At 61.9% G+C, this 15,747-nt stretch carries 17 protein-coding genes and 1 pseudogene; 6 read left to right on the plus strand and 12 right to left on the minus strand.

What is annotated here, in order from left to right; genetic code table 11:
* Window positions 1-220: pseudogene (locus CHB96_RS29160) on the plus strand (dihydroxy-acid dehydratase domain-containing protein); the annotation flags it as partial.
* Between the two features lie 135 nt (window positions 221-355).
* Here CHB96_RS29160 and CHB96_RS29915 read toward each other — a convergent pair.
* From CHB96_RS29915 to CHB96_RS29205, 9 genes are all read right to left on the minus strand, one after another.
* Window positions 356-493, minus strand: coding sequence for a hypothetical protein (locus tag CHB96_RS29915; RefSeq protein ID WP_176444564.1), 138 nt, complete (start codon window positions 491-493; stop codon window positions 356-358).
* Between the two features lie 200 nt (window positions 494-693).
* Window positions 694-1,830: an isobutyryl-CoA dehydrogenase gene (locus CHB96_RS29170; RefSeq protein WP_089252971.1), complete on the minus strand. Its 1,137-nt coding sequence runs from the start codon at window positions 1,828-1,830 to the stop codon at window positions 694-696.
* A gap of 34 nt (window positions 1,831-1,864) precedes the next feature.
* The gene (locus CHB96_RS29175; protein ID WP_089252973.1) at window positions 1,865-2,044 is read right to left on the minus strand and encodes a hypothetical protein; all 180 of its coding nucleotides are present in this window, start codon (window positions 2,042-2,044) and stop codon (window positions 1,865-1,867) included.
* Entirely contained in the window at window positions 2,041-2,853 is an 813-nt protein-coding gene (locus tag CHB96_RS29180; RefSeq protein WP_089252997.1) for an ABC transporter ATP-binding protein, read from the minus strand. Before CHB96_RS29180 ends, CHB96_RS29175 begins: the two co-directional genes overlap by 4 nt.
* A gap of 91 nt (window positions 2,854-2,944) precedes the next feature.
* The gene (locus CHB96_RS29185; RefSeq protein WP_089252975.1) at window positions 2,945-4,174 is read right to left on the minus strand and encodes a CaiB/BaiF CoA transferase family protein; all 1,230 of its coding nucleotides are present in this window, start codon (window positions 4,172-4,174) and stop codon (window positions 2,945-2,947) included.
* A 28-nt stretch (window positions 4,175-4,202) separates the two neighbouring features.
* Window positions 4,203-5,705, minus strand: a complete 1,503-nt coding sequence (locus CHB96_RS29190; protein WP_089252977.1) for an aldehyde dehydrogenase family protein — start codon at window positions 5,703-5,705, stop codon at window positions 4,203-4,205.
* A gap of 119 nt (window positions 5,706-5,824) precedes the next feature.
* Window positions 5,825-6,274 carry a MarR family winged helix-turn-helix transcriptional regulator gene (locus CHB96_RS29195; RefSeq protein WP_141136603.1) on the minus strand — a complete coding sequence of 150 codons (450 nt, stop codon included), beginning with the start codon at window positions 6,272-6,274 and terminating at the stop codon, window positions 5,825-5,827.
* Between the two features lie 95 nt (window positions 6,275-6,369).
* Window positions 6,370-7,158 carry an enoyl-CoA hydratase/isomerase family protein gene (locus CHB96_RS29200; protein ID WP_089252981.1) on the minus strand — a complete coding sequence of 263 codons (789 nt, stop codon included), beginning with the start codon at window positions 7,156-7,158 and terminating at the stop codon, window positions 6,370-6,372.
* Window positions 7,159-7,192: 34 nt separating this feature from the next.
* Window positions 7,193-8,407: a CaiB/BaiF CoA transferase family protein gene (locus CHB96_RS29205; protein ID WP_089252983.1), complete on the minus strand. Its 1,215-nt coding sequence runs from the start codon at window positions 8,405-8,407 to the stop codon at window positions 7,193-7,195.
* A gap of 106 nt (window positions 8,408-8,513) precedes the next feature.
* Here CHB96_RS29205 and CHB96_RS29210 point away from each other — a divergent pair, with 106 nt between their 5' ends.
* The gene (locus tag CHB96_RS29210) at window positions 8,514-9,257 is read left to right on the plus strand and encodes an IclR family transcriptional regulator (RefSeq protein WP_089252985.1); all 744 of its coding nucleotides are present in this window, start codon (window positions 8,514-8,516) and stop codon (window positions 9,255-9,257) included.
* A 14-nt stretch (window positions 9,258-9,271) separates the two neighbouring features.
* Here the strand turns inward: CHB96_RS29210 and CHB96_RS29215 are convergent, their stop codons facing one another.
* Complete coding sequence (locus tag CHB96_RS29215; RefSeq protein ID WP_089252987.1) at window positions 9,272-10,381, minus strand: 2-keto-3-deoxygluconate permease; 1,110 nt, start codon at window positions 10,379-10,381, stop codon at window positions 9,272-9,274.
* A gap of 369 nt (window positions 10,382-10,750) precedes the next feature.
* Here CHB96_RS29215 and CHB96_RS29220 point away from each other — a divergent pair, with 369 nt between their 5' ends.
* Genes CHB96_RS29220 through leuD form a run of 3 tightly spaced genes read left to right on the plus strand, consistent with a single transcriptional unit; the run spans window position 10,751 to window position 14,144 of the window.
* Complete coding sequence (locus tag CHB96_RS29220; RefSeq protein WP_245866302.1) at window positions 10,751-12,100, plus strand: 2-hydroxycarboxylate transporter family protein; 1,350 nt, start codon at window positions 10,751-10,753, stop codon at window positions 12,098-12,100.
* A 30-nt stretch (window positions 12,101-12,130) separates the two neighbouring features.
* Window positions 12,131-13,531, plus strand: a complete 1,401-nt coding sequence (leuC, locus tag CHB96_RS29225) for a 3-isopropylmalate dehydratase large subunit (RefSeq protein ID WP_089252989.1) — start codon at window positions 12,131-12,133, stop codon at window positions 13,529-13,531.
* Between the two features lie 13 nt (window positions 13,532-13,544).
* The gene (gene leuD, locus CHB96_RS29230; protein WP_089252991.1) at window positions 13,545-14,144 is read left to right on the plus strand and encodes a 3-isopropylmalate dehydratase small subunit; all 600 of its coding nucleotides are present in this window, start codon (window positions 13,545-13,547) and stop codon (window positions 14,142-14,144) included.
* 31 nt (window positions 14,145-14,175) lie between these two features.
* On the opposite strand, the gene CHB96_RS29235 is transcribed toward leuD, so the two are convergent.
* The gene (locus CHB96_RS29235) at window positions 14,176-14,658 is read right to left on the minus strand and encodes an Lrp/AsnC family transcriptional regulator (protein ID WP_245866304.1); all 483 of its coding nucleotides are present in this window, start codon (window positions 14,656-14,658) and stop codon (window positions 14,176-14,178) included.
* Between the two features lie 110 nt (window positions 14,659-14,768).
* On the opposite strand from CHB96_RS29235, the gene CHB96_RS29240 reads away from it, so the two are divergent.
* On the plus strand, window positions 14,769-15,482 hold the full coding sequence (locus tag CHB96_RS29240; protein WP_089252995.1) for an RraA family protein: 714 nt from the start codon (window positions 14,769-14,771) through the stop codon (window positions 15,480-15,482).
* A 55-nt stretch (window positions 15,483-15,537) separates the two neighbouring features.
* On the opposite strand, the gene CHB96_RS29245 is transcribed toward CHB96_RS29240, so the two are convergent.
* The coding region (locus tag CHB96_RS29245) for a DUF6537 domain-containing protein (protein WP_141136604.1) at window positions 15,538-15,747 on the minus strand (210 nt) is incomplete at its 5' end.

Raw genomic sequence — 15,747 nt, forward strand, 5'->3', positions numbered from 1 at the left:
GCCGGAAGCCGTCGACGCCGGGCCTATCGCCTTCGTGCGCGACGGTGATCAGATCCGTCTCGACGTCGGAAAGGGGACACTCGACGTCCTCGTCGACGACGCGGAACTCGAAGCACGTAAGCAAGGATGGGCTCCGCTGCCTCCCCGTTACACGCGCGGAGTGTTGGCCAAGTATTCCAAGCTGGTCGGATCGGCGTCGACCGGAGCCGTGCTCGTCTAGGTGTCAGACCACAGCGACGCCGATGAACCGTGGACCGATCCGTTGCATGACACTTAGGATTGGGACCACGGATCATCGACGCCGACCCCTCGCCAAGAAGGCTCATCAGGCGGGATCCGTCTCGGAACCAGCCAGCTAGTACCGGGGTGATGGTGGCGGCGGTACGCTTGGTGCCCCGCCGCGGTGCCTCATCGCGACGATCGTGCCGAGGACTATTGCCATGAGTTCGGACACGAGAACCAGCATGAGCACGAAGATGTCGACTGCGGTCATTGGTGCACGGTCAGACTGGGCGGTATGGGTGGCTAGGAAGCACACGCCGATCACTGAACCGGCAGCAGCGAGCATCGCAAACAGTGCGACGACCAACGTCAGCGCGATGCTCGCGCGTGTATCCGAACCTTTGCAGCCCATTATCGACCCCCACAAGCCAGGATGTCGCTGTGTTTCGCACGGGCCATCGGGATCTGCCGCTACGTGGCGGTCAGCGAGCGAGCTACGACGACTCGCATGATCTCGTTGGTTCCCTCGAGGATCTGGTGCACGCGAAGATCGCGAACGATCTTCTCGACACCGTACTCCGCAAGATACCCGTAACCACCGAGAAGTTGCAGTGCATCGTTGGCGACCTGGAAGCCCGTGTCGGTGGCGAATCTCTTTGCCATCGCGCACAGTTCGACCTTGTCCGGGGCATTGTTCTGCAGCGCATCCGCAGCACGCCACAGCATCGTCCGCGCCGCTTCGAGCTCGGTCTTCATGTCCGCCAGCCGGAACTGCAGCGCCTGCTGATCGAGCAACCGGCTACCGAAGGCCTTGCGCTCGAGCAGGTACGACACGGCTTTGTCGAGTGCACTCTGTGCGCCACCGATCGAGCACGCCGCGATGTTCAAGCGCCCGCCGTTGAGGCCGTTCATCGCGATGCGGAAGCCACCGCCTTCGTCGCCGAGCACGTTCGCCGCCGGAACCCGCACGTCCTCGAAGATGACCTGCCGAGTGGGTTGCGCGTTCCAGCCCATCTTCTTCTCGTTCGCACCGAACGACAGACCCGCAGAATCCTTCGGCACGATGATCGCCGAGATCCCCTTCGGGCCCGCGTCCCCGGTCCGGACCATCACGACATAGACATCAGATGTGCCCGCACCGGAGATGAACTGCTTGACACCGTTGAGAATGTAGTCGTCACCGTCGCGAACAGCCTTCGTGGACAAGGCCGCCGCGTCGGAACCCGCTCCTGGTTCGGTGAGGCAGTAACTGCCGAGCTGGTCCATCGAACACAACCCCGGTATCCACTGACGACGCTGCTCGTCGGTGCCGTAAGTGTCGATCATCCAGTTCACCATGTTGTGAATGGAGATGTACGCCGCGATGGACGGATCACCCGTCGCCAACTGCTCGAATATCCTGGCCGCGTCCACACGCGTCAGACCCGACCCACCGACTTCCTCGTCGACGTAGATGCCACCCATTCCCAGGCCCGCTGCCTTACGCAACACATCCACCGGAAAATGCTTGTTCTGATCCCACTCGACGGCATTCGGCGCAAGAAACTCGTCGGCGAAATCCCTCGCCGTCTCGTTGATGGCCACTTCGTCTTCGGTCAACGTGAACATGAGCGGTGATCCTGTCTCTCAAATCCTGTGGCTGTTACGGCCACAGGATGCGAATCTCTGTACAGAGGCTGCGGTCGCGGGCACGTGACACCGCAGTTCGGTGGTCGCCGATTGTCTTCGCGGCGACCATGTCCAACGTGGCTGCCTCGATCGCCCAGTCGAGAGCGTTCGGCGCAACGCTGCTCCTGAACAAGTGAAGAATGGCCCGTGTCATGTCACCAGCTCCGCAGGTCGGGAGGTACGCGCAAACCACCTGCTTCCAGCGCGTCCGATCTCGAGGCCGTGTCCGAAGCATCGACTGACGTTCTCTGATGTCAGCGCCGTCTCGACGGGGCCAGCGCTGATCATCCGGCCCCCGTTCAGCAGTAGGGCGTGGCTGGTATGGGGCGGCAGTTCCTCGAGATGGTGTGTTACAAGAACTGTGGACAGTCGATTGTCTTCGTCGGCCAGGCGACCCAGCGCATCCAGCAACTGCTCACGAGCGGCGACGTCGAGTCCCGTCGATGGTTCATCGAGCAGCAATAGCTGAGGCTGCGAGATCAACGCTCGCGCGATGAGCACACGTCCCCTTTCACCCTGCGACATGGTCGTCCATACCGTGTGCAAACGATCCGACATCCCCAGCTGTTCGAGCAGCATGTGGGCGCGCGCTATGTGATCAGCAGACGGTTCGTGTCGGGCAACCCTGACGGCGGTGTTGGTCAGTCCTGTCATCACGACTTCGAGTGCCGTCGATGGCTGTTCGAGTCTGTGACGGGGGCCGACGTGCCCGATGAACGTTCTGAGTTCACGCATGTCGACCCGTCCGAGCCTACGTCCCAGCACATGGACGGATCCACGAGTGGGATGGACCAGGGCACCGAGCAGACTCAGGAGAGTGCTCTTCCCTGCGCCGTTCGGGCCGAGAATTGCCCAGTGCTCACCGTGCAGAATCGACAATGAGATCGAATTCAGCAATGAACGCCCGTTCCGGACGACTGCCACGTCGGAAACGCGCACTGCTTCGGTAGTTGCCGAATTCATCGGTGCTGCTTTCGTCAGCGGGGTCGGATTGGACGCCGCGGTGATGGACCGAAGTGCAGCCGACTCACCGTCGACCGCGTGTCGGCGTCGATCAGACACGCGTCGCGTCGAGCGAACGAAGTTCGTCATCGTCCACCGTCGACTGCGATTCGTCTCCGTAGATCCATTCGAGGATGTCGGCTGTGTGCTGTCCTAGAGTGGGAGGCGCAATGTGGCTGTTACGAACCAAAGACGTACCGTCTGCGGTTTCCACGCGAAGGGACGGTCCAGGCAGCTGAATGGGTCCGACAACAGGGTGGTCGATGTCCAGCAGTAGCCCCTGGCTGCGGGTCTGCTCCCATCCGTAGACCTCGTCGATGGTGCGAATCGATCCTGCCGGCACACCTGCAATGTTCAGTTCGCCGAGAACGTCACTGCGGTCACGGTTTTCGAATTCGCGCTCGATCGTCGCGGTGAGTGCCGTTCTGTTGTCCACACGGTTGCTGTTGGTGTCGAAGCGTGGGTCCGCGGGATCCAAATTGGCCACCGGCGCGAACTTGCGCCAGATACCTTCGCTGCCCACTGCGATCTGAACGAACCCGTCCGCGCACTTGAAACTGCCGTACGGCGCGATCTGTGGGTGGTGGTTGCCGGAGGGTTGAGCCACCTGCTTGCCGACGGTCCACTTCGTACCCTGGAAGGTATGGGTGCTCACTGCAGCTGCCAGCAGCGACGTGCGGACGACCATTCCTTTGCCGGTCTGTGCGCGGCCGGCCAGAGCCGCAGACACACCGGTGGCGCCGTGCACTCCGGCCAGGACGTCAGCGATCGGCACGCCGATGCGTGTCGGGCCGGTCTCGGTGTCTCCGGTGACGGACATCAGTCCTGCTTCGCCCTGTGCGATCTGGTCGTAACCCGGTCTCGATCCCTCTGGACCGTCGTGCCCAAATCCCGTGATCGAGAGCAGTATCAGGCGGGGGTTGATGCGTTCGAGTTCTTCGGTCGTGAAGCCCAAACGGTCGAATGCGCCGGGCCGTAGGTTCTCTATGAGAACGTCGGCACGCCGAATCAGCCGCGTCAGCGACTCTTTGCCTTCGCCGCTCTTGAGATCGAGGACGATCGATTCCTTGTTACGGTTGACCGACATGAAATAGGACGACTGCGGGTCGTCGTCAGGGCCGACGAAAGGTGGTCCCCACGTACGTGAATCGTCACCGGTGCCAGGTGCTTCGACCTTGATGACGCGGGCACCGAGGTCCCCTAGCATCATTGCGGCGATGGGGCCTGCCAGCGCGCGGGAAAGATCGAGCACCAGGATGTCGTCGAGTGGGCCTGTAGTCATTTGTGTCTCCTCGGGGGAATGGTGGGCGTCAGCGTGTGTTCAGGCGAACGTTGATCTGCTTGGTTTGGGTGAAGCCGGCGATCATTCCTTCGGCTGAGACCTCGCGACCGATACCGCTGCTCTTGTAGCCGCCGTACGACTGGCCGACCATCTGCCCGCCACCCTGGTTGACCTGCACCCAACCGGTTTCGAGGCGGTGTGCCGTCGTGAGTGCTCGATCGAGATCCTTGGTCCACACGTATGCCGAGAGGCCGTAGTGGGAATCGTTGGCCATGTCGATGACTTCGTCCTGCTCCGACCACGGAATCGCCACCAGCACAGGACCGAAGATTTCCTCGCGCGACAGACGCCAGGAATTGTCTGCACCCGACAACACGGTCGGGCCCATGTAGTAGCCCTCCTCATTACCCAGCCTGCCGGGAGACCCGTCCAGAGCAACGGACACCGAGGGCGTGGACAGGCCTTCTTCCAAGAAGGAACTCACTGAGTTGAACTGGTGCTTGTTGACGATGGCTCCGATGTCGGTCTGCTCCTCCAGCGGATTCCCGACGCGCAGTGCACCCAGCGCCGAGACCAGCTGATCGAGCACGTCGTCGTAGACATCCTTGTGTAGGAACAATCGTGTTCCGGCGGTGCAACTTTGGCCCTGTCGATGTACGCGCGTCGACAACAACAGCTGCTCCACGAACGTCGAATCGATGTCGACATCGGGGAAGACGATCGACGGATTCTTGCCGCCGAGTTCGAGAGAAACGTGCGCAAGCCTGCCGCCTGCCTCTCGTGCAACCCTGCGGCCGACCTCCGTGGATCCGGTGAACGACAGCTTGTCCACACCCGGATGCTGGACGAGCGCCCCGCCCGCGACCGCACCGGTGCCCGTCAGGACGTTCAGAACGCCGGCAGGAAGGAACTCGGCACAGATCTCTGCAAGCAGCAACACGCTGAGGGGAGCTGCGTCCGCCGCCTTGACCACGACGGTGTTCCCCGCCGCCAGCGCCGCGGGGATCTTGAAGCCCGCGATCATGAGCGGAGAGTTCCACGGCAGGATGCAGCCGATCACCCCCAATGGCTCCTGACGCGTGTACTGCAGCTGGTCGTCTCCGGCCGGCAGAACTGTTCCTTTGATCTCGCCCGACACGCCTGCGAAGAACCGGAACAAATTGGCCAAAGTTGTGACCTCGGGACGCGCCTGCGTGCGCAGCGCGTTCCCCGTGTCGACTGCAGTCAGTCGAGCCAACTCCTCTGCACGCTCTTCGATCGCATCGGCGATACGGCCCAGGATTCGTGCGCGAGCGGTGAAGTGGTGAGAACGCCAGGAAGGGAATGCCTGTCGCGCTGCACGAACGGCCAGATCCACGTCCCGTTGATCCGCCGCAGGCGTTCTGGCGATGACGTGCTCACGAATCGCAGGTGTCGTGATGGTCGTCCACTGCCCCGAAACGGACTCTGTCCACTCACCGTCGACGAACATCAAGTAGTCCCGCGCGGTAGGTATGTCGGTCGACGTGGACGAGATCTGTGTGGACGTCATGGCAGTACTCCTTGCATGGGCCCCTGGAGTTCAGAGGACTGAGATGTTCTTTGTCGGGGACGCTCGAGTGCCGATGCGAAATCTGCACTCCACGCGTCGCTTGGTTCGCCCGGGGCATGTCACCGACGGATGGCTGCCTCGACGAGTGCAACGGCACCTGGGTCGACCAGGTCGTTCTCGTAAGCGGCCAGGACGCGCTTGGCACGTCGCAGCGCATGAACGCCGGGCTCGGTGGCCTCGATCATGGTGGTGGAACGAGAATCCGGTGCGACCCACCGGTCGATGTAGCCGAGGGCCAGAAGCCCACTGACGGTCGCGGTGATACTGGTTCGGTGCCGCTGCAATACCGTCGCGAGCATCCGATACGACATCGGGCAGCGTGCTTTGTCGAGGGACTCCAGAATCTCGTATTGCGCCCACGTGACACCCGACCTGTCGAGGACCGTCGTCAAACGTGAACGGGTGGCGTCAGCGACTCTGAGCAACGTGGACACGAGGTCGAGGTCGTCTCGCCCCGCTGAACCCGTCCCAGCTGCCCACGCTGCTGCCGATGAGGGTTGTTGTGGCATCAGACGTTCGTCTTCTCGTAGGACTTCTGCATTAAGCGAGGCAGTCGGACGGGCAAACGCGTCGCTGCGCACAGTTGCCCGTCCCCGAACCTCGATCAACCGCGGACGTAGTTTCCTTCGCGCTTACCGAAGAACGCCGCCAGTGCCTCTTTGTGGTCGTTCGTGCGAAACATCTCGCCGAACTTCTCGATCTGCAGGCGGTGGCCTTCTGCGAAATCCAGATCGTGAGCCTTGTTGGCCGCTGCCTTGGTGGCTTCCACCGACAGCGGGGCGCGTGAGGCAATGCGTCGAGCCTTCTTCAGCGCCGCGTCGAGCAACTCATCGGGTTCGACGACCTCGCTCACCAAACCGACACGCAACGCATGATCAGCCTTGCACCGCTCACCGGTCAACAGGATCTCCTTGGCGGGGCCGAGACCGATGAGTCGGGGCAAACGCCAGAAGCTCACGATCAGACCGACATTGACGCCCGCCGCGACGAAAAACGCCTTCGTCGACGCAATACGAATGTCGCATGCGAGCGCGAATTCCATGCCGCCACCGAGCGCTCCGCCCTGGATCGCCGCAATCACCGGAACGCGGAAGTTCTCGACACGGTTGACTGTCGCCATGAACGATTCGATGTAGTCCGTGACGTCGCTGTCTTCGAGGACTTCGTCCTCGCGAAGCTGACCGCCGGCGCTCCAGTGCTCCCCCTCGGACGCGATGACGACAGCTCGTACGTCCAGGTTCTCCTCGATTTCGTCGAGGATGTGCCCGAGTTGGAGGCGTGCCGGGCCGCTGAGCGCGTTCGCTGGGTAGTTGTCGATGGTGATGACTGCGACGTGCGGGGTGTCGTAGCGGAAGCTGACGAGCTGCTCGACGTCGGGGACAGTACTGGTCATGGGTTGAAACTCCTTGCCTAGTCTATTGGTTCGTTCAGCCGGCGACGGCGACGGCGACGGCGTCGACGCCCAGTGTTCGTTCGACGGTCGCTTCGTCGATTCCTGCTTCGATCAGCACCTCGCGGGTGTGCTCGCCGAGTAGCGGTGCGGTCCGCTGTATTGCCATCGGAGTTTTCGAGAGCTTGACTGGGGATCCGATGTGACGGACCGTGCCCATGCGCGGATGTTCCGTGGTGACGAGCATGTCGCGGGCCTGGACGTGCGGGTCCTGGTAGACCTGTTCGACGTCGTACATCGGTCCGCTGGGAACGCCGTGGCGATGCAGGGGCTCCAGCCAGTCGGCCGTCGTTCGTTCACGCAGCCGGTTACTCAACACCTCGATGAGCTCGTCGCGGTTGCGCATGCGAGCGGCGTTCGTGACGAATCGTGAATCGTTGACAAGCTCGTCCAGTTCGATTGCTGCACAGAGCTTCCCGAATGTTCTGTCGTTCGCGGCACCGATCGCGATCCAGCCGTCGCCCGTGGGTAAAAGCTGATAGGGCGCCGACAGGCGGTGTGCCGTACCGAGTGGGCTGGCGACGTCACCGGAGGAGAAGAGCGCTGCTGTCTCCCACACCGTGTATGCGATCCCCGAGTCGAGTAGGGACGTGTCGAGGAATTGCCCGACGCCCGTCTTCAGGCGATGGATGTACGCACTGAGCACGCCGATGGCCGCGTACATGCCTGCGTTCAGATCGCAGATCGGCACGCCCACCTTCGCGGGTCCGGCTTCCGGGCTGCCAGTCATACTGAGGAGCCCGCTCATCGCCTGCGCGACGAGGTCGAAGCCACCCCGATCCCGGTACGGCCCAGTGGCCCCGAAGCCGGAGATCGAACAGTAGACCAACTCCGGTCGGATCTCCGCGAGCGCCTCGTACCCGAGCCCCAGCCGGTCCATTGTGCCGGGACGGAAGTTCTCGACGAGAACGTCGGCGCCCCTCACGAGTTCCCGCAGCGCCGAGGCGCCGAGTTCGGACTTGATGTCCAGCACGATTCCACGCTTGTTTCGGTTCATCGCGATGAACGGAGGAGAGGCATCCTGGTCCTCGCTGGTGCCCATACGCCGTGCGTCGTCACCAGTTTCGGGCTTTTCGATCTTGATGACGTCCGCACCGAGGTCGGCAAGCAGTGCCGTGCAATAGGGGCCTGCCATCAGTTGCGTCATGTCGAGAACGCGGACGCCGGCTAGTGGGCCTGAAGTGTGAGTCATGGAGAGTCTCCTGTAACTTTCCTAGCTGTTCCTCTATGTGGAACAGCTAGGCAAAAAGTGGAACATTGATGATTAGTGTAGGGATACATATCAAGGAGGGCAAGAGATGAGAAGCGTTCGAATTGCATTTCTCGCGTTGGAGGCAGTGGCTGAGCAACAACCGATCAGCGTGACAGATCTTGCAACTCATCTTGATCTACCGAAGACCACCACCCACCGAGTGCTGACCACCTTGGCGGATCTGGGCTGGGTCAGATCCGATGGTGGTCGTTATCCACTGTGGTCGATCACCGCGAAGGCCGCGAACGTCGGCTCGAAGGTCGTGCGTGAGAAGGATCTTCGAGCTGTCGTACTCGACGAGATGCGAGCACTGGCCGAGGCGACCGGCGAGACCATCCACTATTCGATCCCCGATCGCGCACACGTGGTGCTGATCGAGCGAACCGAAGGAAGCAACCCGGTTCAGACCAGCGCCACCATCGGCACTCGCTACCCGATTCATGCGACGGCAGCAGGTCAAGCAATTCTTGCGACTTACAGCGACGCAGAATGCCGCGCCTTGGTTGGCGGAGAGGAACTCACCCCGTACACCGAGTTCTCGATTACGACGGCGACTGACCTTCTTGCCGAGTTGGCTCGCGTGAGAGCGAGAGGCTACTCGTGCGTCGATCGTGCACGCCATGTGGACGTCTCTGCGGTCGGCGCGGTCGTGTTGGACCACACCGGCGTTGCGGTGGGCGCGCTGAGTATCTCCATGCCTGCACATCGAGTCGACGAACATGTACAACTCCTTCGCGGTGAGCAGGTCCAGGCTGCCGCTGCGGCGGCGACAAAGCGTTTGCAGCAGTGATCGAAAACGACGATCTATCGAGATCCCTTGTCCGATAACGGCATCTGATCACCATCCAGCGGCGTCAATGGCTTCAGCGTCTCGCTGACGTCGTCGCGCACCGAGGGTTCGACCAGGTCGATCTCCTCATCGGGTTCGACCTCTTCGACTGCCCCGTCCACCCATGCGAGCGTCGGATCGTTGGCCACCACGCGTTTTGCCCACATGGCCGTGATCACCGGACACAGAATCGATGTCACCACGACGCAGCACGCGACAAGGATGGTCGCCTGCTGCGCAGCGAGTTCGTAGGCCGGGTTCGCCTGGGCGATGACCGTGGGAACTGCGATAGCATTTCCGGCGGTCGACGCTCCTGCCAGTCCGGCGATGCCGTTACCTTTGGTGATCTTGTCGACGCCGAGCAAGAACGCTCCGCCGACCAGAACGACGAAGAGGCCGAGCAGAATACCGAGCAGACCCGCAGTGAGGACCTTGCTCAGGTCGATCGTGAAGCCGACCCCCAACCCCAGCACCGGAATCAGCGCCGGAATCGCTTTGGAGAACAAGTCCTTCAGATTTCTGTCGAGGTTCCCCAACAGCATGCCCAGGAGCAGCGGAAGGACGGCGCCGAGAACAGCGGGCCACGGGAAGCCTGCCAGACCCGCCACACCGAGCGTGACCATCGTGATGAACGGGCCGGATTCGAACGTCATCATGACATACAGACCGCCATCCCTCTTGCGGCCGTACTGATTCATCAGGGAGATGAACATCGCCGAGTTCGTATCGTTCAGCGCCACCACCAAAGCCAGCACCGACAGGCCTGCGAAGAATCCGCTCTGAACAGGATCGGTTCCAAGAAACACACCGGCGATGGCGCCGATCGCGGTGGCAAAAAAGATCTTCGCGAAGACCAGGACGCCACCCTTCTTCAGGATGTACGGCGTAGCGCGAAACTCCACCGACGAACCGACAAGGAAGTAGAACGCCGCGAGGACCGCGGGTAGCCCCGTCAGGAACGCGCCGGTGAACGACCCGGCCGCGTTCTTCAGGTCGGGTGCGAGTGTGTTGATGACCGCGCCGATCAGAAGCGGCACCAGCAGCATCCCTGCAGGTACTTTTTGCATCATCCGCATCAGTGGCATGCGTCGACTCCGATTCGTGAGGCGCCCTCGGGTTCGGGGCGGCTTGGAAGTTGTTCCTCTATGTGGAACAACTACGTTAAAATGGAATGTGGTGTGAGCCACAATATGCAAGATTCCGTGCGCGGTCAACAGTCTCGTCACTTGGATCGGGGTGACGTGCATTCGTCATCGGACTTCGCAAGAGGACGCCAATTGCGCACCTAATTCACTCGACGGCGCGGTTGCGGCGACCGTTGGTACACGATTTTCCGCACGCTTGGACTGCATGGCCTGCTGCGACCTACGGTTCTAATCCAGTGACTCCAGTCACACACAGGCCTGAAGGCAAGCGTCGCTCACAGCCCACGAGCGACGCACGAAGGAGTAGCGGTGAGTGTCGAAAAAACGAAGGATGCCGAACAGACGACGCCGATCGAAGCTGAATCCGGCCCGGTGAAGATTCTCGCCATTCCGTGGCGGTGGTATCTGGTTCTCGTCGCGGTCGGTCTGGCAGCGGTGTATACGAACACGTTGCCGGAGAACATCTTCGGGGGCCTTGCGATCAGCATGATCCTGGGATGCGGGCTTTTCTGGCTCGGGGACCGAACCCCCGCGCTGTCTGCCGTCGGTGGCGGACCACTGCTCTGCGTCTTCGCTCCCGCAGCCGCGGTGTACTTCGGAGCGGTACCGGACAGTTTCGTCACCGTCATCAAGAACTGGTTCACCGGTTACGGGTTCGTCGAGATTCTTGTCGCTTCCATCATCGTGGGCAGCATCCTCGGAATGGACCGGCGGTTCCTGATCAAAGCAGGTGGACGGTTCTGTCTTGTCATCGTGGTGTCCTTCGGCGCCGTAGTGTCGATCATCGGTGCGATAGCCGCCGCCACAGGATTCGGATTCCGCACCGCAATCATGGAAGTCACCATCCCGATCATGGCGGGTGGCATTTCGGGTGGCGCTATTCCGCTTTCGCAGATGTACGCGGACAAGATCGGCGGAGACCCTCAGTCCTTCATGAGCACTATCGTGCCGCCGATCATCTGTGCGAATCTCCTCTGCATCGTGCTTGCCTCGGTGTACGCAAACCTGACTCGCCGACGCACCAAGTTGTTCTACGGCTTCAACGGCCACGGACAGATGCTTCGCGTCAAAGCCACTGCCGACGAGATCAAGGCTGTAACCCCGGACAGTCGTCGACTCACCGTCGCGAACCTCGGCACCGGAATCGTCATCACAGCAGCGGTCTACCTCATCGGCGCCATGATGCAGGCATTGGTTCCAGCAGTGCATCTGTACGCCTGGGTCATCGTGCTGACGGCTGTCATCAAGATCGTCGGAATCCTTCCCGACGACGTCGAAGAATCTGCAACCGAGTGGTACGGATTCGTCGTCAAGCTCTGGGTTCCTGCGGCTTTGGTGGGGATCGGCGTGTCTCTCATCGACATCGACCAGATCGCCGAATTAGCCACTCGGCCGGCATATCTCGCATTCACCGTCGCAACCGTACTCATCACCGCAGTCATCGCAGGTTTCGTCGGATGGCTGCTGCGCCTCTACTTCGTCGAGTCGTCGATCACCGCAGGACTCTGTATGACGGACCTCGGCGGATCGGGCGACATCGCCACTCTCGGAACCACACGCCGGATGCACTTGCTGCCCTTCGCTCAGATCACCTCGAGGTTGGGCGGGGGCCTCGTCCTGCTGACCGCCTCGGGCTTCCTCGCCTACTTCTATAGCTGACCCACATTCAGAACACCAGGAGAATTCTCGATGGCACGAACATTGGCCCAGAAAGTGTGGGATGCGCACATCGTCCGACGCACCGACGGCGAGCCCGACCTGCTCTACATCGACATGCACCTACTCCACGAGGTCAACACCCCGCAAGCGTTCGACGGCCTTCGCGCTTCCGGCCGGTCGGTCCGGCGACCCGAGCTGACGATCGGAGTCGAGGATCACAACACCCCCACGATCGCGATCGACAAGGTCATCAGTGATCCTGCTGCACGCGAACAGGTCTCGCTGATGCGCAAGAACTGCGCCGAGTTCGGCATCGAACTGTTCCGCCTGGGAGAAGAACACCAGGGCATCGTGCATATCGTCGGACCCGAACTGGGGCTGTCCCATCCCGGATCGACCATTGTGTGCTGCGACTCCCATACAGCAACCCAGGGCGCGTTCGGGGCACTGGCTTTCGGGATCGGAACCAGCCAGGTCGAGCACGTTCTCGCAACGCAGACTCTGCCGATCGCCCCGTTGAAGAACATGGCCGTCACCGTGAACGGGTCACTGCCCGCAGGCGTAACCGCGAAAGATCTGATTCTCGCCATCATCGCGCGTGTCGGTACCGCGGGCGGTCAGGGACACGTCATCGAGTATCGCGGACAGGCCATTCGGGAACTGTCGATGGAAGGCCGAATGACGGTGTGCAACATGTCCGTCGAGGCAGGCTCCCGTGCCGGCATGATCGCCCCGGACGAGACCACGTTCGCTTACCTGAAGGGTCGCCCTGCTGCCCCGACAGGCGCGGAGTGGGATCGAGAGGTCGAGCACTGGCGGCAGTTCTTCACCGACGAGGACGCGACCTTCGACAAAGAACTCGTCATCGATGCGGCAGCACTGACTCCAGTGGTCACTTGGGGCACGACGCCAGCACAAAGCGTTCCACTGGGTGAGCCCGTACCTCACCCCGACTCGATCGATGACCCCAACGAGCGTGCCGCTGTCGAGCGGGCCATTTCGTATATGGATGTCGTTCCCGGACAACCTGTTCGGGGCCTGCCCATCGACGTCGTGTTCGTCGGCTCGTGCACCAACAGCCGCATCGAGGATTTGCGAGAGGTAGCCAAGGTGCTCGACGGGCGGACGGTCGCCTCGGGCGTCGACCTCATGATCGTGCCCGGCTCGATGAAGGTCCGGCAGCAAGCCATCGACGAGGGCTTGGAGGCCATCTTCCGACGCGCCGGAACTGGACTGCGATTCGCGGGCTGCTCGATGTGCGCTGCACTGAACGAAGACCGGCTCAGCCCGGGGCAGCGGGCTGCGTCGACGAACAATCGCAACTTCGAAGGCCGGCAAGGTAAAGGCTCTCGCACGCACATCGTGTCGCCGGCTGTCGCAGCCGCCAGCGCCGTCGCGGGCCGTCTCGTATCCCCCGCCGACCTGAGCTAGAAAGAAGATTCGCATGAAACCCTTTGTGGTACATACCGGTATCGCTGCACCGCTGCGGCGCTCCGACGTCGACACCGACCAGATCATCCCCGTTCGATTTCTCACACACAGCGCACGAACCGGATTCTCCGACAAACTTTTTCACGATTGGCGCGAGGACCCGGACTTCGTACTGAACGACCCGAACTTCGTCTCCGCGACGATCCTCGTGGCCGGACGCGACTTCGGAACAGGATCGTCTCGTGAGTACGCGGTCTGGGCCTTACAGAACTACGGATTCCGTGTGGTGATCGCGCCCCGCTTCGGCGACATCTTCCGCGGCAACGCGCTGACCAACGGCCTGTTGACCATCGAGCTCGACACGGAACACGTCGAACGCCTCTGGAAGATCGTCGAGGACGCCCCCCGCGACCCGGTGACAGTGGACCTGAAGGCGCAGGTTGTCGAGGCAGGAGACACCAGGTTCTACTTCTACATCGATTCGAACGTTCGCTGGCGGCTGATGAACGGACTAGATCACATCGACCTCACACTGCAACACCAGGATTCGATTGCCGAGTTCGAACAGCTGCGTCGCCCTGGACTACCTTCGACCGCGACGATGGCATTGTGAACTGGATTTTCACACCGATCCGGGGCGTCCGTCAGGGCGCCCCGGCTCTCGTCTTCTCGAGCAACGGCACGATGCGCGGCATGATTCGGCGACTGAGTACCATCTCGGACCGGGTGCGCAACACGCCCTTACATGCAATGATTGCCTGCAACACGGTCTCGAAGTCGTCGTGATCACGAGCGACCACCCGGCACAGCAAATCACCCTCGCCCGCAACCGAATTGACTTCCAGCACCTCCGGAATGGTTTCGAGCTGTGCGCAGGTGTCGTTCATCATCGACTGCGCAATGTGCAAGTGGACGAACGCCAGCAGCGGATAGCCGAGAGCGCTGGGCTGCATCTGCGGCCGATAGCTCGTCACGACGCCGACGCGCGCGAACTTGTCCAGGCGTGACTGCACGGTGCCGCGGGCGACATTGAGTCGCCGGGCATACTCCCGAACTCCCGCCTTGGGTTCCTCGACCAGAAGTTTGAGCAAATCCAGATCCAGTTTGTCCAACTGATCGTCTGCCACCCTACACACACCCTTCGCCGCCAATGGCTCAGCAATACTTTGGAATATTACCGCCATTGGTCCCGTCCAATGGCCAAGTACGTACATCTCGTCCAGAAAGGCGTCCGCCAATGACCCAGTACGATCGCGCCACCGTCGCCGCCGACATCGCCAGACTCACCTCCATTCCCGATGTCAGCGCGGCCGTCGCCGATGCGCTCGACGCTCTCGGGATCGAAGGGGCAGCCATCGCGCTGGCACCGCTCGAACGAGGTCACCGCGCTATCGGTCCGGCAGTGACACTCGCGTACGTCGCACTCCCTGACAACCCCGCCTCCAATCGACGGGCCGGCATCGGTACGTCTTTGTTCGACCGCGAGCTGTTCGACGGTGCAGCCCCTGGAGACGTCGCCGTCATCGTGTGCCCACCCGAACCCGTGTGCGCCGTCATGGGCTCGATCTCAGCCCACTGGGCCGCATTGGCCGGACTCGCAGGATGTGTCGTCGACGGGGCCGTCCGCGATTCGAACTCGATTCTCGCCACGAACCTTCCGGTGTGGTCGGCGACCCGGGCACCCATCGCTGGACGGTACCGCCTCGCGAAGAAGTCGCTTGGCGAACGGGTCACCGTAGCGGGCGTCTTCGTCGATCCGGGTGACATCGTCGTCGCCGACGACGACGGCATCTGCGTCGTACCGCAGACGCTCCTGGGCGCGGTGACCGACCTGTGTCTCGAGGGCGACCGCGTCGAACGCTCCCTCTTGGCAACGATCGCAGCGAGCACGTCGACAACGGACCTTCGCCGACGCCTCTCCGACGTTCCCCCAGACGTCGTGGCTCGTTGACGAGCTGAAAGTCCCCGCGCACCATAGGGTACGCGGGGCAGTCGTATTCGCACGGTCAGGTGAGGTCGACGTCCGGTACCGCAATTCCGAGCCGGCGAACGCGTCCGAGATATGTCGACACGTTGCGCAGCTTGACGTCTTCGTATCCACGAACAAGATCCGCCGCCTCGGCGAATTCGACGGCACGCGAATAGTTTTTCGCCGTCAGCTCCGCGGCCATCTCCAACACTGTCGCCTCATAGTGCGCGAGCAGCGTCCGCTCGAT

It is taken from the genome of Rhodococcoides kyotonense (assembly GCF_900188125.1).
GTDB lineage: Bacteria > Actinomycetota > Actinomycetes > Mycobacteriales > Mycobacteriaceae > Rhodococcoides > Rhodococcoides kyotonense.